The 21,299-nt window shown below is 68.2% G+C and carries 19 protein-coding genes; 16 read left to right on the forward strand and 3 right to left on the reverse strand.

The genetic code is table 11. The annotated features are described in order from the left end of the window. Positions 1-5 precede the first annotated feature (5 nt). From OL599_RS11790 to lpdA, 9 genes are all read left to right on the forward strand, one after another. The gene (locus OL599_RS11790) at positions 6-1,388 is read left to right on the forward strand and encodes a PQQ-dependent sugar dehydrogenase (RefSeq protein WP_264713943.1); all 1,383 of its coding nucleotides are present in this window, start codon (positions 6-8) and stop codon (positions 1,386-1,388) included. A 106-nt stretch (positions 1,389-1,494) separates the two neighbouring features. Then, complete coding sequence (locus OL599_RS11795) at positions 1,495-2,172, forward strand: dienelactone hydrolase family protein (RefSeq protein WP_264713944.1); 678 nt, start codon at positions 1,495-1,497, stop codon at positions 2,170-2,172. Next, a complete protein-coding gene (locus OL599_RS11800) occupies positions 2,159-2,821 on the forward strand; it encodes a phosphoribosyltransferase (protein ID WP_264713945.1) in 663 nt (220 codons plus the stop codon). The genes OL599_RS11795 and OL599_RS11800 overlap by 14 nt, the downstream gene beginning before the upstream one ends. Positions 2,822-2,879: 58 nt before the next feature. Next, positions 2,880-4,565, forward strand: coding sequence for an adenosylcobalamin-dependent ribonucleoside-diphosphate reductase (locus OL599_RS11805; protein WP_264713946.1), 1,686 nt, complete (start codon positions 2,880-2,882; stop codon positions 4,563-4,565). Then, positions 4,468-4,716, forward strand: coding sequence for a hypothetical protein (locus OL599_RS11810; protein ID WP_264713947.1), 249 nt, complete (start codon positions 4,468-4,470; stop codon positions 4,714-4,716). The genes OL599_RS11805 and OL599_RS11810 overlap by 98 nt, the downstream gene beginning before the upstream one ends. A 131-nt stretch (positions 4,717-4,847) precedes the next feature. Next, entirely contained in the window at positions 4,848-6,080 is a 1,233-nt protein-coding gene (locus tag OL599_RS11815; protein WP_264713948.1) for a 3-methyl-2-oxobutanoate dehydrogenase (2-methylpropanoyl-transferring) subunit alpha, read from the forward strand. Between the two features lie 11 nt (positions 6,081-6,091). Then, entirely contained in the window at positions 6,092-7,096 is a 1,005-nt protein-coding gene (locus tag OL599_RS11820) for an alpha-ketoacid dehydrogenase subunit beta (protein ID WP_264714016.1), read from the forward strand. Between the two features lies 1 nt (position 7,097). Beyond that, positions 7,098-8,327: a dihydrolipoamide acetyltransferase family protein gene (locus OL599_RS11825; protein ID WP_264713949.1), complete on the forward strand. Its 1,230-nt coding sequence runs from the start codon at positions 7,098-7,100 to the stop codon at positions 8,325-8,327. A gap of 13 nt (positions 8,328-8,340) precedes the next feature. Further along, entirely contained in the window at positions 8,341-9,744 is a 1,404-nt protein-coding gene (gene lpdA, locus OL599_RS11830; protein WP_264713950.1) for a dihydrolipoyl dehydrogenase, read from the forward strand. Positions 9,745-9,749: 5 nt separating this feature from the next. On the opposite strand, the gene OL599_RS11835 is transcribed toward lpdA, so the two are convergent. Genes OL599_RS11835 through OL599_RS11845 form a run of 3 tightly spaced genes read right to left on the reverse strand, consistent with a single transcriptional unit; the run spans position 9,750 to position 12,758 of the window. Further along, positions 9,750-10,607, reverse strand: a complete 858-nt coding sequence (locus OL599_RS11835) for a carbohydrate ABC transporter permease (RefSeq protein WP_264713951.1) — start codon at positions 10,605-10,607, stop codon at positions 9,750-9,752. After that, positions 10,604-11,515, reverse strand: coding sequence for a carbohydrate ABC transporter permease (locus tag OL599_RS11840; RefSeq protein WP_264713952.1), 912 nt, complete (start codon positions 11,513-11,515; stop codon positions 10,604-10,606). Before OL599_RS11840 ends, OL599_RS11835 begins: the two co-directional genes overlap by 4 nt. A 10-nt stretch (positions 11,516-11,525) precedes the next feature. Then, a complete protein-coding gene (locus tag OL599_RS11845) occupies positions 11,526-12,758 on the reverse strand; it encodes an ABC transporter substrate-binding protein (RefSeq protein WP_264713953.1) in 1,233 nt (410 codons plus the stop codon). Positions 12,759-13,535: 777 nt separating this feature from the next. On the opposite strand from OL599_RS11845, the gene OL599_RS11850 reads away from it, so the two are divergent. From OL599_RS11850 to minC, 7 genes are all read left to right on the forward strand, one after another. Further along, positions 13,536-14,972 (forward strand): ABC transporter substrate-binding protein, encoded by a 1,437-nt coding sequence (locus tag OL599_RS11850; RefSeq protein ID WP_264713954.1) that lies wholly within the window; start codon positions 13,536-13,538, stop codon positions 14,970-14,972. Positions 14,973-15,110: 138 nt separating this feature from the next. Then, entirely contained in the window at positions 15,111-16,715 is a 1,605-nt protein-coding gene (locus OL599_RS11855) for an ABC transporter substrate-binding protein (protein WP_264713956.1), read from the forward strand. A gap of 16 nt (positions 16,716-16,731) precedes the next feature. Beyond that, complete coding sequence (locus OL599_RS11860; RefSeq protein ID WP_264713957.1) at positions 16,732-17,673, forward strand: ABC transporter permease; 942 nt, start codon at positions 16,732-16,734, stop codon at positions 17,671-17,673. Position 17,674: 1 nt separating this feature from the next. Continuing rightward, positions 17,675-18,502 carry an ABC transporter permease gene (locus OL599_RS11865; RefSeq protein WP_264713958.1) on the forward strand — a complete coding sequence of 276 codons (828 nt, stop codon included), beginning with the start codon at positions 17,675-17,677 and terminating at the stop codon, positions 18,500-18,502. Positions 18,503-18,504: 2 nt separating this feature from the next. Beyond that, positions 18,505-19,506, forward strand: coding sequence for an ABC transporter ATP-binding protein (locus OL599_RS11870; protein ID WP_264713959.1), 1,002 nt, complete (start codon positions 18,505-18,507; stop codon positions 19,504-19,506). Continuing rightward, positions 19,503-20,471, forward strand: coding sequence for an ABC transporter ATP-binding protein (locus tag OL599_RS11875; protein WP_264713960.1), 969 nt, complete (start codon positions 19,503-19,505; stop codon positions 20,469-20,471). Before OL599_RS11870 ends, OL599_RS11875 begins: the two co-directional genes overlap by 4 nt. Positions 20,472-20,647: 176 nt before the next feature. After that, positions 20,648-21,298: a septum site-determining protein MinC gene (gene minC, locus OL599_RS11880; protein ID WP_264713961.1), complete on the forward strand. Its 651-nt coding sequence runs from the start codon at positions 20,648-20,650 to the stop codon at positions 21,296-21,298. Position 21,299 lies beyond the last annotated feature (1 nt).

The raw sequence follows: 21,299 nt of genomic DNA on the forward strand, positions 1-21,299 counted from the left end.
GCCTGGTGCGGTTAGTCCGAAACCTGTCCTGGGCGGGGGCGTTCGCTTGCGTCGCGGCCGGCGTTCTCGGAGCGTCGCCGGCATGGGCCCAGGGCGTCCTGACCGGCCCGGCCGCCTATGGCGATTGGCGCGGTGATGCGCCGGGCGTGGCGCGCCGGATTACGCCGGGCGATCTGCCGCCGCCGTTCGCCAGCCGGTCGGCAAGCAACTTCCCGGGCGTGGCTGACCCGCCGCCGGCGGCCTCGCTGCACGTTCCCCGCGGGTTCGTGGTGCAGCAGTTCGCAAGCGGCCTGCGTAATCCCCGCATCGTGCGCGTCGCGCCGAATGGCGACATCTTCATCGCCGAGAGCAGCGCCGGGCGCATCCGGATCATGCGGGCCGCGGATGGCGCTGAACGGCCGGACGAGGTCCGGATTTTCGCGACCGGACTCGACCAGCCGTTCGGCATGGCGTTCTTCCCGCCGGGGCCCGACCCGGATTGGCTGTACGTCGCCAGCAACAATGCGGTCGCACGCTTCCCCTATCGCAACGGGGACCTGCAGGCGCGCGGCGCCGCCCAGACTGTCGTGCGGAAGCTTTCCGGGTCGTCCGGGCATCATTGGACGCGTGACCTGGCGTTCAGCCTGGACGGCCGGCGGATGTTCGTCTCGGTCGGCTCCGGCTCGAATGTCGCCGAGGGCATGCCGCGTCTCGGGCCCGAGGAGATCCGGCGCCACGAGGCCAGGTATGGCCTGGGATCGGCCTGGGGCAACGAGGAATTGCGAGCCGACGTGCTGGCGTTCGACCCGGATGGGACGAACCTGCGTGTGCTGGCGACGGGCATCCGCAACTGTTCGGGGCTGGCCGTCCACCCGCGGACCGGCGACCTGTGGTGCGCCACCAACGAACGTGACGGGCTGGGCGACGACCTCCCGCCCGACTACGCGACGCGGGTGCGCGAGGGCGCGTTCTATGGCTGGCCGTGGTACTATATCGGCCCGCACGAGGATCCACGCCATCGCGGCGAGCGGGCGGATCTGGCCGCCCGGGTGACCGTGCCCGACGTGCTGATCCAGCCGCATTCGGCGCCGCTGGGGATGGTGTTCTACCAGGGCGCGGGGGTCGCGGCCTTTCCCTCGTCGTTTCGTGGCGACGCGTTCGTGGCGCTGCACGGGTCCTGGAACCGCGGCAAGCGCACGGGGTACAAGGTCGTGCGGGTTCGCCTGCGCGACGGCGTTCCCGACGGGACCTACGAGGATTTCCTGACCGGCTTCGTGGTCGACGACGAGGACGTGTCCGGCCGCCCCGTCGGCGTCGCCGTTGCCCATGACGGCGCGCTTCTGGTCACGGAGGATGGCAACGGCACGGTCTGGCGCGTTTCCTTTCCGTTCGGCCAGGACGCGCAATAGGCGGCGTACGTGTCGCTGCCTGGAGGAATTGCCGGCCCGGATTGATGTCGATCAATGCAATGCCGCCTGGACCGCAGTTTGATGGCGCCGTGACGGGAGGCAGGCGATGGCCGCACGGAATGGCCGGACAGTCACCGTGACGCTGCCGCCATTCGGCGGGGCGGGGCTGCTGGGCATGCCGGACGGCACCCCCGGCGGTATCGTCCTGTTCGCGCATGGCAGTGGCAGCAGCCGGCTGAGCCCGCGCAACAATTTCGTCGCGCGGGAATTGCAGCAGGCCGGTCTGGCAACCTTGCTGTTCGACCTGCTGACGGAGGACGAGGCCGCCAGCCGCGCCTGCGTCTTCGATATCGCCCTTCTCGCCGACCGGCTCAGCCACGCCGCGCGCTGGGCCGCAATGGCGGCGGAGACGAGCGACCTGCCGCTGGGCTATTTCGGCGCCAGCACCGGCGCCGCTGCGGCGCTGGTGGCGGCGGCGCAGGCTGGCAACGTCGTCCGCGCCGTCGTCAGCCGCGGCGGCCGGCCGGACCTGGCGGGCGCGGCGCTGCCGGCGGTCGCCGCCCCCACGCTGCTGATCGTCGGCGGCGCCGATGTCGACGTGCTGGCGCTCAACGAGGCCGCCCGGCGGCGGATGCGCTGCGAATGCCGGCTTGAGGTGGTCCCCGGCGCGACACACCTGTTCGAGGAGCCCGGCGCGCTCGATGCCGTCGTGGCCCTGGCGCGCGCCTGGTTCCTGCACCATCTCGCGGGCCAGACGGGGGAGGTGAGGCATGCTGTTCCGTGATCGCCAGGAGGCCGGGCAAATGCTTGCCGAGCGTCTGCTTGCGTTCAAGGACCAGCGCCCGGTGGTGCTCGCGCTGCCGCGCGGCGGGGTGCCGGTGGCCTTCGAGGTCGCGCGCGTTCTTGCCGCGCCGCTCGACCTGGTGCTGGTCCGCAAGATCGGCGCCCCGCAGCAGCCGGAGCTTGCACTCGGGGCGGTGGCGGACGGCGAGCAGCCGGAGCTGGTGACCGATCCGCAGCTTGTCCGACATGTCGGCGCCTCCGACGAATACCTTGAACGCGCCAGGCGCGCGGGGCTGCAGGAGATCGAGCGCCGCCGGCATGTCTATCTCGGAGACCACCCGCCGGTGGACATACGCGGACGGCCCGCCATTGTCGTGGATGACGGCATCGCCACCGGCGCCACCATGCGCGCGGCGTTGCGTGCCACACGCCGCCGTGCCCCGTCCCGGCTGATCCTGGCCGTGCCGGTCGCCCCGCCCGATACGATGCGGCGGCTGCGGGGCGAAGTGGACGAGGCGATCTTCCTGGACACCCCCACTGAGTTCTTTGCTGTCGGGCAGTTCTACGAACAGTTTCCGCAATTGCGCGACCAGCAGGTGGTCGATCTGCTCAACCAGGCGCGCGCTTTCGTTTCGGCACAGGAGACGTAGCGGGAGATCATGATGCCCGGTCGCTTCCTCCCCTGCATGTCCTGCGCAGTCCGTCACGATGCGGGCTGAGCAGCCGCTCGCCGCGCCGATCGCGCGGCATGTCTGGGAGACGCGCTATCGCGCCGGCGCGCCGGCCGAGCTGTCCGTCGCCGCCACCTGGCGACGGGTGGCGCATGCGCTGGCGCAGGTCGAGCCGGCCGATCGCGACGTGTGGGAAGGGCGGTTCCTGGAGATCCTGCAGGACTTCCGGTTCCTGCCCGGCGGCCGCATCCAGGCCGGCGCCGGCACCCACCGGCAGGCGACGCTGTTCAACTGCTTCGTCATGGGGATCATCGAGGATTCGATCCCCGGCATCTTCCAGGCGCTGCGCGAAGGTGCCGTGACCATGCAGCAGGGCGGCGGCGTCGGCTACGACTTCTCGACCCTCCGGCCGCGAGGGGCGCGGGCGCGCGCGGCGGGGTCCATCGCTTCCGGCCCGGTGTCGTTCATGGATGTCTGGGACGCGATGTGCGCCACCATCCAGTCGACCGGCGCCCGCCGCGGCGCGATGATGGCGACGCTGCGCTGCGACCATCCCGACATCGCCGAATTCATCGATGCCAAGCGCGCGCCTGGCCGGCTGCGCCACTTCAACCTGTCTGTGCAGGTGACGGACGCGCTCATGCACGCCGTGGCCCGCGACGAGGAATGGAAGCTGGTGTTCCCCGCCGCCGCCCTTGACGAAGACGGCGACAGCGTGGTGCGGGAATGGCCGGGCCATGCTGCCGCGGTGGGGTGCCGCATCCTGCGCCGCGTGCGCGCGCGGGAGTTGTGGCACAGCCTGCTGCGCGCCAGCTACGATACCGGCGAGCCGGGCGTGCTGTTCATCGACCGTATCAACCGGCTGAACAACCTGGCCTACTGCGAGCGCATCAGCGCCACCAATCCCTGCGGCGAAGTGCCGCTGCCGCCTTATGGCGCCTGCGACCTCGGCGCGATCAACCTGACGCGCCTGATCCGCGACCCCTTCACGCCGCAAGCCCGGCTCGACACGCAGCGCGTGGCGGATATCGCCGCGACCGCGGTGCGCCTGCTGGACAACGTGATCGACGCCTCGATCTTCCCGCTGCCGCAGCAGCGCCAGGCGGTGCTGCGGGCGCGGCGGATCGGCCTTGGCATCACTGGGCTGGCCGATGCGCTGGTGATGCTCGGCTTGCGCTACGGCAGCGAGGCGGCGCTGGCGTTCGCGGAGACGACGATGCGCGCGATCTGCCATGCCGCCTACCGGCAGTCGGTGGCGATCGCGCGCGAGAAGGGCAGCTTCCCTGCATTCGCGCGTGCCGCGTATCTGCAGTCGCCGTTCATCGAGGCGCTGCCTGCGGATATTCGCGACGACATCGCGCGCGACGGCATCCGCAACAGCCATCTGCTGTCGATCGCGCCGACCGGCACGATCAGCCTGCTCGCCGGCAACGTGTCGAGCGGGATCGAGCCGGTGTTCGCGCCGGATCACCGCCGCATGGTGCTGAACGCGCAGGGTGCGGCCGGTTGCGTTCGTGGTGACCGACTATGCCGTGCAGCTGTGGCGGGAGCGGCAGGGCCGGACGGACGGCGGGCCGGACGCAATGGTGACGGCGGGCGAAGTGCCGATCGAGGCGCATCTGGGCATGCAGGCCGTGCTGCAGGCGCATGTGGACAATGCGATCTCCAAGACGATCCATGTCCCGGCGGAGACCCCGTTCGAGGCCTTCGCCGGCGTCTATGAGCGCGCCTACGAAAAGGGGCTGAAAGGCTGCACGACGTTCCGGCCCGCCGCGGGCGTGGAAGCCGTGCTGGGGCCGGTGGCGGAGAGGGCGGCGCCCTGCGGTGCCGATGCGTCGCTCAAACGAATCGCCAGGGCAGCGGAATCGCGATAGCATCCGTGCAACCGCCGTGAGCCGCTTGCCCCGCCGGCGGTGCCCCAGCCCCTGAGGTGGGAGAAGCGGATGCGCATGCACGACGCCTTGCGGGTGGCACCGCGAACCCCGGCCGGGCCGGGAGAGCGCGGATGAAGAACGCTGTTCCCTTGCGCCTGCACGTGCCCGAGCCGCCGGCCCGGCCGGGGCAGGAAGCGGATTTCAGTTGGGTCAAGGTGCCACCGGCCGGCACGGTGACGCGGCCTGATATCGCCGTCGATCCCTATGAGATCCGGCGGCACGCCTACGAACTGATCCGCGTGCTGGACGACAATGCCGCCGCCGTCGGGCCATGGGATCCTCGGCTGGACGCCGAAACGGTGCGCCGCGGTCTGCGCGCGATGATGCTGACGCGGGCGTATGACGAGCGGATGTTCCGCGCCCAGCGCCAGGGCAAGACGTCGTTCTACATGCGTTGCACCGGCGAGGAAGCGGTCGGGGTCGGGCAGGCCATGGCGCTCGACGATCGGGACATGACCTTCCCGACCTATCGCCAGCAAGGGCTGCTGATCACCCGCGGCTGGTCGCTGGTGGACATGATGAACCAGGTGTTCTCCAACACCCGCGACCGGCTGAAGGGCCGGCAGATGCCGATCATGTATTCCAGCAAGGAGGCAGGGTTCTTCTCGATCTCCGGCAACCTGGCGACGCAGTTCTCGCAGGCGGTCGGCTGGGCCATGGCCTCGGCCATCAAGGGCGACGACCGGATCGCTGCGGGGTGGATCGGCGAGGGCGCCACCGCCGAGGGCGACTTCCACCACGCGCTGACATTCGCCAGCGTCTATCGCGCGCCGGTGATCCTCAACATCGTCAACAACCAGTATGCCATCTCGTCGTTCCAGGGGATCGCGGGCGGCGAGCGCACGACATTCGCGGCGCGCGGGCTGGGCTACGGCCTGCCGTCCTTGCGCGTGGACGGCAACGACTTCCTGGCGGTGTATGCGGTGACGCGCTGGGCGGCGGACCGGGCACGGGCGAACCTGGGTTCGACGTTGATCGAATTGTTCACCTATCGCGCCGCCGCGCATTCGACGAGCGACGACCCGAGCAAGTACCGCCCGGCGGACGAAGCACGCCATTGGCCGCTCGGCGATCCGATCGAGCGGCTGCGGGCGCATCTGGTCGCCCGCGGCGAATGGTCGGACGAGCGGCACGGCCAGTTGGCGGCGGAGGTGGACGGCGAGGTGCGCGACGCCCTACGCGAGGCCGAAAGCTACGGCACGCTGGGCACCGGCGAGCACCACAGCCCGGCGACGATGTTCGACGACGTGTTCAAGGAGATGCCCTGGCACCTTCGCCGCCAGCGCCAGGAACTGGGGTACTGATCGTGGCGGCGATGAACATGGTGCAGGCGCTGAACGCGGCGATGGACATCATGCTGGGCCGCGACGCGAACGTGGTCGTGTTCGGCGAGGATGTCGGTTATTTCGGCGGCGTGTTCCGCTGCACCGAGGGGCTGCAGCGGAAATACGGGCCTTCGCGCGTGTTCGACACGCCGATCGCCGAGGCGGGCCTGCTGGCCACCGCCGTCGGCATGGGCGCGTACGGCTTGCGGCCGGTGGTGGAGATCCAGTTCGCGGATTACATCTATCCCGCCACCGACCAGCTGATTTCCGAGGCCGCGCGGCTGCGCTATCGCTCGGTGGGCGATTTCACCGCGCCGATCACGGTGCGCGCGCCGTGCGGGGGCGGCATCTTCGGTGGGCAGACGCACAGCCAGAGCCCGGAGGCGATCTTCACCCATGTCTGCGGGCTGACCACCGTGATTCCGTCGAACCCCTATGACGCCAAGGGCCTGCTGATCAGCGCGATCGAGGACGACGATCCGGTGATCTTCCTGGAGCCGAAGCGCCTGTACAACGGCCCGTTCGATGGCCACCACGACCGGCCGGTGACGCCCTGGACCGAGCATCCCGCGGGAGAGGTGCCGGACGGCTACTACACGGTCCCGCTCGGCAAGGCGTCGGTGGTGCGGTCCGGCGAGGCGGTGACAGTGCTGACCTACGGCACCATGGTGCATGTCGCGATGACGGCCGTGGCCGAGAGCGGCGTGGACGGCGAGGTCATCGACCTGCGCACGCTGATCCCGATCGACATCGACACGATCGTGGACTCCGTGCGGAAAACGGGGCGGTGCGTCATCGTCCATGAAGCCACCCGCACCAGCGGGTTCGGCGCCGAGCTGTCGGCGCTGGTGCAGGAGAACTGTTTCTACAGCCTCGAGGCGCCGATCGTCCGCGTGACCGGATGGGACACGCCGTATCCACATTCGCTGGAATGGGACTACTTCCCGGGCCCGAAGCGGGTGGCGGAGGGGCTGCGGCGGGCGATGGAGGGCTGAGATGGGGCGCTACGTGTTCAAGCTGCCCGATGTCGGCGAAGGCATCGCCGAGGCGGAAGTGGTGGGTTGGCACGTGCAGGTCGGCGCGACCGTGGCCGAGGACGATCCGCTGGTCGATGTCATGACCGACAAGGCCACCGTGGAGATACCGTCGCCCCGCGCCGGCCGGGTCGTCGCGATCACCGGGACGCCCGGCGACAAGATTCGCGTGGGCGCGGAACTCGTGGTGCTTGAAGTCGACGGCGAAGGAGCCGCGCCGGAGGTCGCCGCCCCGGTTGTGACGGCGGCGGCACCGGAGGTGGCCCGGCCAGCACCGGAAAGGCCTCCCGTCGCTTCGGCGGCGATCCCGCTGCGTTCGCCAGGGGCCAAGCCGCTGGCTTCTCCCGCCGTGCGCCGTCGCGCCCAGGAACTCGGCATCGCCCTGCAATTCATCGCCGGCACCGGGCCGGGGGGCCGCATCGGCCATGCGGACCTTGATGCCTATGGGGCCTCGGGCGGCCGTGCGCCGCTTTCCGCGGGGCGTGCGAGGCTGGAGGCGGTCGAGGAAGTCAAGATTATCGGGTTGCGGCGGCGGATCGCCGAGCGCATGCAGGAGTCCAAGCGGCGGATCCCGCACTACTCCTATGTCGAGGAACTCGACGTGACCGCGCTGGAGGAACTGCGCGGCCATCTCAACGCGCGGCATGGCGCCGAGCGGCCACGGCTGACGCTGTTGCCGTTCCTGGTGCGCGCGCTGGTTCGCGCCATTCCGCGGTTCCCGCAGGTCAACGCCCTGTTCGACGACGAGGCCGGCATCCTGCGGCGCCATGCCGCGGTGCATATGGGCATTGCCACGCAGACGCCGCAGGGGCTGATGGTGCCGGTCGTTCGTCACGCCGAGGCGTTGGATCTGTGGGAGGCCGCGTCGGAGATCGCCCGGCTGGCGAATGCGGCCCGGGAGGGCAAGGCGCCTCGCGATGCGCTGAGCGGCTCGACCATCACCATCACCAGCCTGGGGCCGATCGGCGGCATCGTCACCACCCCCGTGATCAACCTTCCGGAGGTGGCGATCATCGGTGTGAACCGCATCGTCGAGCGGCCTGTCGTGCGCGACGGGCAGATCGTGGTGCGCAAGATGATGAACCTGTCCTGCTCGTTCGACCATCGCGTGGTCGATGGCTGGGACGCGGCCCAGTTCGTGCAGGAGCTGAAGGCGCTGCTGGAGCAGCCCGCAACGTTGTTCGTCGAATAAGGGACACGACGCGATGATCCGCACCAAGGTCCTCGTGGTGGGCGGCGGCCCGGGCGGCTATGTGGCCGCGATCCGCGCCGGGCAACTGGGGTTGGAGACGATCCTGGTCGAAGCCGAGCGGCTTGGCGGCACCTGCCTGATCAAGGGGTGCATCCCGTCCAAGGCGCTGATCCACGCCGCCGGGACGTTCGAGGCCATGCGGCGCGCGGCCGGCGGCGATGCGCTCGGCATCATGCTGCCAGAACCGCCGCGGATCGATCTGGCCAGGACGGTGCGCTGGAAGGAAGGGATCGTCGACCGGCTCAACCATGGCGTCGCCGCGCTGTTGCGCAAGGCGAAGGTGCGCGTGATCGAGGGCTGGGCGACGTTCTCCGACGCCAAGACATGCACGGTGCGGACCGCGGGCGGCGAGGAGAGCGTGCGAGCGGAACACGTCATCCTCGCCAACGGGTCCGAGCCGGCATTCCCTCTCGGGCTGGAGCCGGGCGGTCCCGTGATCTCGTCCACCGAGGCGCTGTTGCTGGACCGGCTGCCGGAAAGGCTGCTCGTGGTCGGGGCCGGCTATATCGGCCTGGAGCTTGGCACGGCTTTCCGCAAGATGGGCTCTGACGTGACGGTGGTGGAAGCGCGCGAGCGCGTCCTGCCGAACTGGGACGAGAAGCTGACGAATCCAGTGAAGCGCTGGCTGGAGCGTGCCGGCGTGACCCTGCATCTGGGCGCCAGCGTCGAGGCGGTGGAGCATACGGGCGCCGAGGCCGTGGCCATCGTGCGGACGGGGGAAGGGCCGGCCATCCGCATCGCGGCGGAGAAGGTGCTGGTGACCGTCGGGCGAAGGCCGCGCACGCAAGGCTGGGGCTTGGAGGCGATGGCCGTCGACATGGCCGGACCGTTCGTGCGGATCGACGAGCAGTGCCGGACGTCGATGCGCGACGTGTGGGCGATCGGCGACCTGGTGGGCGAACCGATGCTGGCGCACAAGGCTTCGGCGCAGGGCGAGCTGGTGGCGGAGCTGATTGCGGGCGCACGGCGGCACTTCGATCCCGTCGCCATCCCCGCAGTGTGCTTCACGGAGCCGGAGATCGTCAGCGTCGGCCTGACCCCGCCGGAGGCCGAAGAGCGCGGCCTGGATGCCATCGTCGGTCAGTTCCCGTTCGCGGCGAGTGGCCGCGCGCTGAGCATGGAGGCGGGGGAGGATGGCGGGTTCGTTCGCGTGATCGCGCGCCGCGACGATCACCGGCTGCTCGGCGTCCAGGCGGTGGGCGCGCATGTTGCCGAGCTTGTGGGCGAATTTACGCTGGCGATGGAGATGGGGGCGCTACTGGAGGATGTGGCCGGCACGATCCACGCGCATCCGACGCTGACAGAGGCGTTCCACGAAGCCGCCCTGAAGGGGCTGGGGCACGCGATCCATATCTGAAAGCGTCAGCCCTTCACGCCGCCCATCGTCAGCCCGGCCGTCATGAATCGCCGGAACGCGTAGTAGATCACCAGCGGCGGCAGCGCATAGATGATCGAGGCGGCCATCAGGTAGTTCCACGGCGCCTCGTCGCTGTTGAGGAACTTGCCCAGCACGACCGGCACCGTGATCGTGGCGTCCGACGACAGCAGCAGGAACGCGTACAGGTATTCGTTCCATGCCAGCAGCAGGGCATAGGTGCCGACGGCCACGAGGGCGGGGGCCATGAGCGGCAGGTAGATGCGCACGAAGATCTGCGGCGGCGAAGCGCCGTCGATCCGGGCCGCCTCGTCCAGCTCATGCGGAATGCTCGCGCTGTACTGGCAGAAGATGAAGATGGCGTAGGGCGTCGCGAACGTCACTTCCACCGCGATCACCGACCAGTAGCTGTCCACCAGCCCGTAATTGCTCATGATCCGGTAGAACGGGATGGCGAGGAAGGACATCGGGATCACGTAGGTCAGCAGCGCCGCGTTGGTCAGCAGCCAGCCGATCCGTATCCGCAGCCGCATGATGGCATAGCTTGTCGCCGACCCGATGGCGAGGGTGAGCAGCGCCACGATCACGCCGATGAGCAGGCTGTTGCCCATCTGCCGCCAGTAGTTGGCGAGATACCAGTAGCCCTCGTTGAACACCGTCTGGAAGGCGTGCAGCGTGGGGTTCGGCGGCCAGATATTGGTGCTGAACACATCCTCTTTCTCCTGCACCGCCACCAGCACCATGTTGTAGAGCGGTGCGAGGGTCCAGATCAGGATCACGAGGCCGAGCAGCATGGCGCCGGCATTGCCGAGCCGTCCGTTCGCCCGCCGCGCCTGCGTGCTCACAGTTGCACCTCGCCTTTGCCCATCTTGCGCATCAGGACGATCACCAGCGGGATCAGCAGCGGCAATGCGGAGATCACCGCCGCCATGCCCAGCCGCGGCTGGCTCAGTTCGAACGCATCGCGGATGCCGAGCGTGGCCAGCACGTGCGTCTGCAGCGCGGGTCCGCCGCCGCTGACGAAGTGGACGGTGTTGAAGTCTCCCAGTGTCCAGATCACCGAGAGCAGGGTGCAGACCAGGTAGAGGTTCGCCATGATCGGGAAGGTGATGTGGACGAACCGGTTGAGGCCGGTGGCGCCGTCCACGCTGGCGGATTCATACAACTCCTGCGGGATCGCCATGCGGCCGGCCAGGAAGATCAGCGTCCAGAACGGCATCCACTTCCAGATATAGGCCACGATGTTGGAGGCGAGCGCGAGGCTTCCGTTATCGAGCCAAGGCGGCCCGTCGACCTGGAACAGTGTCCAGATGACGTTGTTGATGAATCCCCACTGGCCGTTGAGCATCCAGTTGATGGAGATGAAGGTCGGGATCGCCGGCACCGCCCAGGGCAGGATGAAGATCAGCAGCAGCCACTTCACCCATCGCTGCGGCCGCATGAAGAAGCCGGACAGCATGAGCGCGAGAAACAGCTTCAGGTTCACGCCGACCGCCAGGAAGATCAGGGTGTTCACGACCGTTTCCATGTAGATCGGGTCGTTGAACAGGGCCCGGTAGGTGGCGGGCGCGCTGCCGAGCCACAGGCCGTAGCCAACCGGGAAGATCACGAAGGCGAGGAAGACCGCGATGTACGGCAGCACGAAGGCGCCCGCCCAAAGCGCGTTGGAACCCGGAACCAATCCCTCCCAGACCGCGTGCCGAACCGCCCGGCCGCCAAGCCGTGCCGTGCTGCCGGCGGAGGTGATTGCCATCCCCGCCTCGCTACTCCGCGGGCTCGGGGTATTTGGCGAAAGCGGCCTTGATCTGCTGGAACGCCGCGTCCACGGCCTTGTCGGGCGTCATGCGGTTCTGCATGACGCTCGCTTCCGCCGTGCCCCAGATCTGCTGGGCGTTCACATCCGCATAGGCCGGGTTGAAGGCCTGGAACCACGGCATGGTCGGCCCGTCCAGTTCCTGCTTCACCGCCACGGGGCGGTGCGGATCCTTCGGGTCGGTCCAGAACGGATTACCCTTGACGATGGACGGCATCACCGGAAGCCAGCGCCCGCGCGCCTGCGCCAGGTAGGTGTCGAGGTTCTTGGGCTGGATCAGGTATTTCAGGAAGTCCTTGGCCGCATCGACGTTCGGCGCGCCCTTGGGCACGAAGGCCAGCTTCACCGAAACCAGGCTGGTCACCGGCTTGCCGTCCGGCCCGTTGGGCTGCGGCATGGTGATGATCTCGTGATAGTACTGCTCGGTCTTCTCCATCTGCGCGACGGCGATGGAGATCGTCGCGTTCGGCGTCATCACGATCTGCTTGGCATAGAAGGCATTGTTGTTGTCGGGGTCGCCCCAGTTGATGGCGCCCGGCGGCACATAGCCTTCCTTGTAGGGCGTGGTGAGTGCGGTCAGCGCGTCGATCGCCGCCTTGCGCACCTGCGGATCGTCGGCGTGCAGCTTGCCATCCGGGGTGACGATCCCGCCGCCGCCATAGGCCACCAGGAACTGGTTGAACAGATAGGTGCTGTCGGAATCACGCGTCGACAGCGAGTAGCCCAGGCCGTAGACGCGCTCGCCCTTGGCGCGCAGCTTCTTGTGCACATCCTCGAAGAACTTGAAATACGCGTTCCATTCCGCGGGGATGTCCGCGTCCTTGTAGCCGGCACGCTCGATCATCGGCCGCCATACTTCGTAGTGCAGGGCCTGCTGCTTGAGCGGGACGCCGTAGTCGCTGCGCTTGTGGGCGACGTTGTTGTACAGCCGCGCCGCCGTCAGCGCGGTCTGGTTGTATTCCGGCTTCTGCGTCTCCACGACATCCGACACGTCGACCAGCTTGTCGTTCCAGGCTGCCTGCGGCAGCAGCAGGAAGTCGCCGTTGTCGACATAGCAGATGTCCGGCACCTCGCCGGTCGTCATGGCGGAGATGATCTTCGCGGGGAGGTCCGAGCCGTTGTAGAAGGTCAGCGCGACCTTGTTGCCGGTCGCGGCTTCCCAGGCCGCGACCATATCCTTCATCGCCTGGTCTTCGGCAGGATAGAACCCCTGGTTCCACCACACGGTGACCGTTTGCCCGGCGGCCCGGGCAGGGGCTGCAGCGGCGAACGCGCTGAGCGCGCATACGCAAAGACAGCCTGCGAGGCTCCGCCACATCCTGCTGTGCATTCCTGCCGTCTCCCTCACTGCCGCCACCTGATCTGCCGGAGTGTCGGCGCGCCGTTACTCGCGTCAGCCGACATCCCGCCGCTGGCGGCCGGATCGACGGCCCGGACCAAAAGCTGGGCCGTTCCCATTGGCCGCGCAACCGGATTCCACCACTGCGGGATGCAAAAAGCTGTGAATCTGCTGGCAATTTCAGACGGCCGCTCGCGCGGGCAGCCTGGCTGCGGATCCCGTTGCACAGCGGCCCACGAATATTGCATGATTTGTCGAGAAGCGTTCCGCGTGCTGGCTCTGCACTGGCAGAGCGGTCTGCTGGCTCTCATCTTGCCCGTTAACGTCGACGTGGAAGCCGCTGACACCGGACTTCCTCACGGCTGCCGACATCCATTTTGCGCAGTGCCTTCCGTTCGATCGGGATCACCCCATCCGCCGGCCGCGAAGAACGCATAAGAGGGAGTGCGCAGCGATGAAGACCACGCGTCGGACCATCATGCAGACAGGGCTGGCCATCGCGGCCATCGCGGCCGCACCTTCGGTCTTGCGGGCGCAAGCCCGGCCGCCGGCATCACGCACGATCCGCGCGGTGATGCACGGCGACATCCGACCTACGATCCGATCTGGACGACGGCGAACATGTCCGCCTATCACGGGGCCATGGTCTACGACACGCTGTTCGGCATCGACGGCGAAGAGGCGCCGCAGCCGCAGATGGTCGGCAAATACGGCGCCTCCGACGACAAGCTGACATGGACTTTCGAGTTGCGCGACGGCCTGCGCTGGCATGACGGCACGGCGGTGACGACGGCCGATGTCGTTCCCTCGCTGAAGCGCTGGGCCGCCCGCAATGGCGCCGCCCAGTTGATGATGCAGCGGGTGCAGGCCATCGAGGCCAAGGACGACAAGACATTCACCATCGTGCTCAAGGAGAGGTTCGGGCTGCTGCTGGACACCCTGGCCAGCAGCGACACGCCGACCTGCTTCATGATGCGCAAGCGGGAGGCCGAGACCGACCCGATGCAGAAGATCGACCAGGTGGTCGGTTCCGGGCCGTTCACGTTCAATGTCGCGGAGACGAAGGCGGGGTCGCAGTACGTCTATGACAAGAACGCCACCTACGTGCCGCGCGGCGAGCCCCCCAGCGGCATTGCCGGCGGCAAGGTGGTGAAGGTGGACCGCGTCATCTACCAGAACATGCCGGACAGCCAGACGGCGGTGGCGGCCTTGCAGGCGGGTGAGATCGACTTCTACGAGATCCCGCCGATCGACCTGATGGCGCAGCTGCAATCCGATCCCAACCTCGTCTTCGAGGTGCTCTCCGAGCTTGGAACGGTCGGCATGATGCGGGTGAACCACCTGCAGCCGCCGTTCGACAACCAGAAGGTCCGGCAGGCATTGCTGTACACCGTCAAGCAGGAAGACATGCTGCGGCCGACCTTCGTCGATCCGAAGTGGTTCCATGGCTGCGGCAGCTTCTTCACCTGCGGATCGCCGATGGAGAACGACGCCAACATGGCGTGGTACACCGGCGGGCAGAACCTGGCGAAAGCGCGCGAACTGATGAAAGAGGGAGGCTATGACGGCCGTCCGATCGTGCTGCTGCAGGCCACCAACATTCCCTACATGAGCAATGCGGCGACCGTCCTTGCGCAGCAACTGCGTTCGGCCGGGTTCACGGTGCAGCTGGAGCCGATGGACTGGTCCAACGTGGTGCAGCGCCGCACCAGCAAGGCCCCGCCGGACAAGGGCGGGTGGAACATCTTCATCACCTCAGGCGGGGGAAGCAGCTACAGCAATCCCTATATCGACATCGGCATGGCCGCGAACGGCGAGAAGGGGTGGTACGGCTGGCCGACGAACGAGCTGCACGAGCAGCTGCGGGAGAAATGGATCAACGCCGAGACGCTCGCCGAGCGCAAGGCGATCGCCCGGCAGATCCAGGACAATGCCTGGAATTTCGTGCCGCATCTCTATTACGGCCAATGGACGCAACCGGTGGCCCACCGCAAGAACGTAACCGGCTGGGTTCATGTGCCGGAGATCATCCCGTTCTGGAACGTCCAGAAGGGCTGACGGAGAGTCTTCCTGCGGCCCCGGGCCGTTACGTGCTTGTCGCACAAACGGAACCAGCGTTACTGTTCAGGCCCGCAGTACGTGCCGCACGCTCCCGCCAGAGGAGCGGCGGCGCTGCGACGAACAGGGAGCGGGAAGATGAAGACGACGCGCCGGACGATCATGACGACCGGGCTTGCGGCGGCTGCTACCGTGGCCGGACCCGGCATCCTGCGGGCACAGACCCGCCCGCCGGCCGCGCGCACCATCCGCGCGGTGCCGCATGGCGACATCCCGACTTACGACCCGATCTGGACCACGGCGAACATGTCCGCCTATCACGGCGCGATGGTCTACGACACGCTGTTCGGCATCGACGCCAACCTCGCGCCGCAGCCACAGATGGTCAGCGGCTTCGGCGTTTCCGAGGACAAGCTGACCTGGACGTTCGAGCTGCGCGACGGGTTGCGCTGGTCGGACGGCAGCGCCGTCACCTCGGCCGACGCGGTCCCGAGCATCCGCCGCTGGGCGGTGCGGTCCGGCTCCGGCCAGCTGCTGCTGCCACGTATCAGGGATGTGTCGGCGAAGGACGACAAGACCTTCATCATCGCGCTGAAGGAGCCGTTCCCGCTGCTGCTGGACATGCTGGCCTCCAGCACCACGCCGCTGTGCTTCATCATGCGCAAGCGCGAGGCGGAAACCGACCCGATGCAGAAGATCGACCAGGTCGTCGGCTCGGGGCCGTTCATCCTGAACGCCGGCGAGACCAAGGCCGGCAACCAGTACGTCTACGACAAGAACCCGAACTACGTGCCGCGCGGCGAACCCCCCAGCGGCATCGCCGGCGGCAAGGTGGTGAAGGTGGACCGGGTGATCTTCCAGAACATGCCGGACAGCCAGACGGCGGTGGCAGCGCTGCAGGCGGGCGAGATCGATTTCTACGAGATCCCGCCGATCGATCTGCTCGACCAGTTGCAGGGCGACCCGAACATCACCGTGGAGAACCTCTTCGAACTGGGGGCGGAGGGCTATATCGGCCTCAACTGGCTGCACCCGCCCTTCGACAACCAGAAGCTGCGGCAGGCGCTGCTATATATCGTCAAGCAGGAGGACATGCTGCGGCCGACCTTCGTCGACCCGAAATGGTATCGCACTTGCGGCAGCTGGTTCGCCTGCGGCTCGCCGATCGAGAACGATGCCAACACCGCCTGGTTCAAGGGCGGCCAGGACCTTGCCAAGGCACGGGCGCTGATGAAGGAAGGCGGCTATGACGGCCGCCCCGTGGTGATGCTGCAGGCCACGAACATCCCGTACATGATGAATGCCGCGACGGTCATGGCGCAGCAGATGCGCTCGGCCGGGTTCAACGTGCAGCTTGCGCCCATGGACTGGGCCAATGTCGTGCAGCGCCGCTCCAGCAAGGCGCCGCCGGACCAGGGCGGCTGGAACATCTTCTTCACGTCCTCGGGCGGCCTCGCCATGAGCAATCCCTACATGATCGGCGGCATGGCCACGATCGGCGACAAGGGATGGTTCGGCTGGCCCACCGACGAACGCAACGAGCAGCTGCGCGACCAGTGGCTGAAGGCGGAGACATTGGAGCAGCGCAAGGTGGTCGCCGCGCAGATCCAGGATAATGCCTGGAACATCGTGCCGCACATGTATTACGGCCAATGGGTCCAGCCCACGGCGCACCGGAAGAACGTGACCGGTTGGCTGCACGTGCCCGAGGTGATTCCGTTCTGGAACGTCGTGAAGACCTGAGGGGACCTGCGACCTCATGATCGGCACCATCGTGCGGCGCCTGTTGTCGATGTTGCCGGTCATGGGCGTGGTGGCCGTCTGCGTCTTCCTGCTGCTGCATCTCGCCCCCGGCGATCCTGCGGCGATCATCGCCGGCGAGAACGTCTCGCCCGAGAACATCGCCCGCATCCGCGCGCAGCTTGGCCTCGACCAGCCGGTGTGGCGGCAGTTCCTGGTCTGGGTGGGCTCGCTGCTGACGGGGGATCTGGGCCAGTCGATGTTCTGGGGCGATTCCGTCACCTCGCTGATCGGGCAGCGCGCCGAGCCGACGATATCGCTCGCGTTCACGACGGTGATGGTCGCGGTGTTCCTGGCGATCGGTCTCGGCGTGCTGGCGGCCGCCTGCGCCGGCACGCTGGTCGACCGGCTGGTGATGGGCTTCGCCGTCATGGGGTTCTCGGTGCCGGTGTTCGTGGTCGGCTATCTGCTGATCTTCGTGTTCGCCATCAACCTGAAATGGCTGCCGGTGCAGGGCTACACGCCGATTTCCGAAGGCGTGGCGCCGTGGCTGCGCAATCTCGTGCTGCCGTCGATCGCGCTCGGCATGGCCTATGTGGCGCTGATCGCGCGCATCACCCGCACCACCATGCTGGACGTGCTGGCCGAGGACTACATGCGCACGGCGAAGGCGAAGGGCGTGGCCATGCGGCCGATGCTGTTCAGGCACGCGCTCAAGAACGCTGCGGTGCCGATCGCCACCGTCGTGGGCAACGGCGTCGCCTTGCTGATCGGCGGCGTTGTGATCACCGAAACCGTCTTCAACATTCCGGGCGTCGGGCGGCTCGTCGTGGATGCGATCGCACGGCGCGACTATCCGATCATCCAGGGCGTCATCATGGTGTTCTCCGGCGTCTATGTGCTGGTCAACCTGCTCGTGGACCTGTCCTACACGTTTCTCGACCCCAGGATCCGCGATTGAGATGACCCTCCGACGCTTCGGCCGCCGCAACCCGACGATCGTCATCGGCGCTTTGCTGCTGCTGCTGGTCACCGCCGCTGCCATCGCGGCGCCGCTCATCGCCGGCGACCCGCTGCTGATCACGCCGGTCGATCGCCTGCTGCCGCCTTCGGAGAAATACTGGCTTGGAACCGATCACCTTGGCCGCGACGTCTATGCCCGCGCGGTGTTCGGGGCGCGCATCTCGCTGCTTGTCGGCGTGGCGGTCGCCGCCGTCTCGGTCGTCGTCGGCCTTGGCATCGGGTTGGCCGCCGGCTACTGGCGGCAGGTGGACGCGGTGGTGATGCGGTTCATGGACGGGATGATGGCCATCCCGGCCATTCTGCTGGCGATCGCCCTGGTGTCGCTGAACCGCGCCAGTGTGTTCATCGTCGTCGTCGCCATCAGCCTGCCGGAGATTCCGCGCGTTGTGCGCCTGGTCCGGTCGGTCGTGCTGACGGTGCGGGAGATGCCGTATATCGAGGCCGCCGTCTCCGGCGGCAGCCGCGGCCGCAAGATCGTCATCCGCCACATCCTGCCCAGCACGGTGGCGCCGCTGATCGTGCAGGCCACCTACATCGCCGCCTCGGCCATCCTCATCGAGGCCGGGCTGTCGTTCCTGGGTGCGGGCGTGCCGCCGGAGATTCCCACGTGGGGCAACATGATCGCATCCAGCCGCCTGTTCGTCGCGCGTGCGCCCTGGACGATCTTCGCGCCCGGCACGCTGCTGGCGCTGGTCGTCCTGGCGGTGAACCTGGTGGGCGACGGGCTGCGCGACCTTCTCGACGTGCGCCTGGCGCGGCGGATGTGACGATGCGAGCAGGCGCGGAACCGATCCTGTCCGTCGAAGACCTGCACACGCATTTCTTCACGCAGGACGGCGTCACCCGCGCGGTCGACGGCGTGAGCTTCACCGTTGCCGCCGGCGAGACATTGGGGATTGTCGGCGAGTCCGGTTGCGGCAAGAGCGTCACTGCCCTGTCGATCATGCGCCTGCTGCCGCCGGGCCTCGGCCGCAGCGTGGGCGGCAGCGTGCGCTTCGGCGGCCGCGACCTGCTGACGCTGGACGAGGCGGAGATGCGGCGGATCCGCGGCGATCGCATCGCCATGGTGTTCCAGGAGCCGATGACCTCGCTGAACCCGGTGCTGACCGTGGGCGAGCAGATCGCCGAGGCGGTGATGATCCACCAGGGCAAGAGCCGCCACGACGCCTGGGCCCGCGCCGAGGAGATGCTGACCCTGGTGCGCATTCCCGACGCCGCCCGGCGCGTGGGCGACTATCCGCACCAGTTCTCGGGCGGCATGCGCCAGCGCGTGATGATCGCCATGGCGCTGTCCTGCCACCCGCAGTTGCTGATTGCCGACGAGCCCACAACCGCGCTCGACGTCACCATCCAGGCGCAGATCCTGAAGCTGATGCTGGAGCTGAAGGGGCGTATCGGGGCGGCGATCCTGATGATCACGCACGATCTCGGCGTCGTCGCAGAAACCTGCCAGCGCGTCATCGTCATGTATGCCGGGCGCAAGGTGGAGGAGGCATCGGTGCTGGACCTGTTCGACCGGCCGCTGCATCCCTACACGCGCGGCCTGATGGCCTCCATTCCGCGCCGCCGCCCGGGCGCGCCGCGCACGCGGCGGCTGCAGGAGATTCCGGGCATGGTGCCGTCGCTGCGCGAACCGCTGTCCGGCTGCCCGTTCGCGCCGCGCTGTCCGCTGGCGACCGCGCGCTGCACGGCCGAGGCGCCGCCGCTGGAGCAGCACGGCGCCGGCCATGTGGTGGCCTGCTGGGAAGCCGGGCGGATCGGCGTGTCATGACCGAGCCCGTGGTCGCCGTGCAGGGCCTGCAGAAGTATTTCCCGGTGCAGCGCGGCATCCTGCGCCGCACGGTCGCCACGGTGCGGGCGGTGGACGGGGTCACGCTCGCCATCGCGCCGGGCGAGACGCTCTGCCTGGTCGGCGAGTCCGGCTGCGGCAAATCGACGGTCGGCCGCCTCATCCTGCGGCTGATGCAGCCGACCGGCGGCCGCATCCTGCTGCGCGGCACCGACGTCACCACGCTCGGCGAGGCCGCCATGCGACCGCATCGCCGGCATGCGCAGATGGTCTTCCAGGACCCCTATGCCTCGCTGAATCCGCGCCTGACCGCCGGGATGATCGTCGGCGAGCCGCTGGAGAACTACGACGACATGGCCGGGGCGGACCGGCGGGCAAAGGTGGCCGCCCTGCTGGAACGCGTCGGCCTGCGCGCCGAAGCCATGCACAAATATGCGTTCGAATTCTCCGGCGGCCAGCGCCAGCGCCTGGGCATCGCGCGGGCGCTGGCGCTCGATCCCGGCCTCATCGTCGCCGACGAGGCGGTCTCGGCGCTCGACGTGTCCGTGCAGGCGCAGGTGCTGAATCTGCTGATGGACCTGCAGGAGGAGCGCGGCATCGCCTACCTGTTCATCTCGCACGACCTGGGCGTGGTGGAGCATATCGGCCACCGCATCGCGGTGATGTATCTGGGTCAGATCGTGGAGCTGGCGCCGAAGGCCACGATCTTCGCGGCCCCGCTGCACCCCTATACCGAGGCCCTGATCGCCGCGGCGCCCATCCCCGACCCGCGTGCCAGGACCGAACGGATCGTGCTGGAAGGCGATATCCCCAGCGCCATGAACCCGCCATCCGGCTGCCGCTTCCACACCCGCTGCCCGATTGCCGTGGCGCGCTGCCGGACCGAGGCGCCGCTGCTGCGGCAGGTGGCGGCCGGGCACGCGGTTGCATGCCATCTGCGCCCGTGATGGCGGCGGCCGGCCGCGACTCGGAACGCTGGGTCCGTGGCTGAGCCGGCGCCTTCCGGTGTCGGTTCAATGCCTTGCCTGGAACTGTTGACCGGCCCCGGCGGTCCAGCTACCCCCGGAGCGTGATTGCATCCGCCCCGTCCCGCCCGTTCATCCGCGTCCGAGGTCGCTCCTTCGTGGCGCTGGTACTGACGCCTGAACCACCGGTCGCCGACTGGCTGGCGGCGCTTGACAGCCAGATGAAACAATCCCCGTCGGTGTTCGAGGCCAGGCCGGTGATCGTCGATATGTCCGGGCTGCCGCGCGGGACCGACCTGACCGCCGTGGTCGACGCGCTCATGGCGCGCGACCTGCGCATCATCGGGGTCGAAGGCGCGGACCCGGACTGGACGGACGGCCAGACCTGGGGCCGCACCCCGATGATGAGCACCAGCCGGGCCGACCGGTTCTACGAAGTGACGACGGAAGTGGCCGACGTGCCGGCACTGCCGAAGGAGCCGTCGGCACTGGTGCTGACGCGCCCGGTGCGGTCGGGGCAGTCGGTTACGTTCATGCAGGGCGACGTGACCATCGTCGGCTCGGTGGCGTCGGGTGCCGAGGTCATCGCCGGCGGCTCCATCCATGTCTACGGCGCGCTGCGCGGCCGCGCCGTCGCGGGCCTGCTGGGCCAGCCGGGTGCGCGGATCTTTTGCCGCCGACTCGACGCCGAACTGCTAGCCATCGACGGAATCTACAAGACGGCTGATGACATCGAGCCGGAGCTTCGGGGGCGTGCGGTGCAGGCATGGTTGGACGGTGAGGCCGTGATGCTTGCGGCCTTGGACTGAC

Source organism: Limobrevibacterium gyesilva, assembly GCF_025989185.1.
Taxonomy (GTDB): domain Bacteria; phylum Pseudomonadota; class Alphaproteobacteria; order Acetobacterales; family Acetobacteraceae; genus Limobrevibacterium; species Limobrevibacterium gyesilva.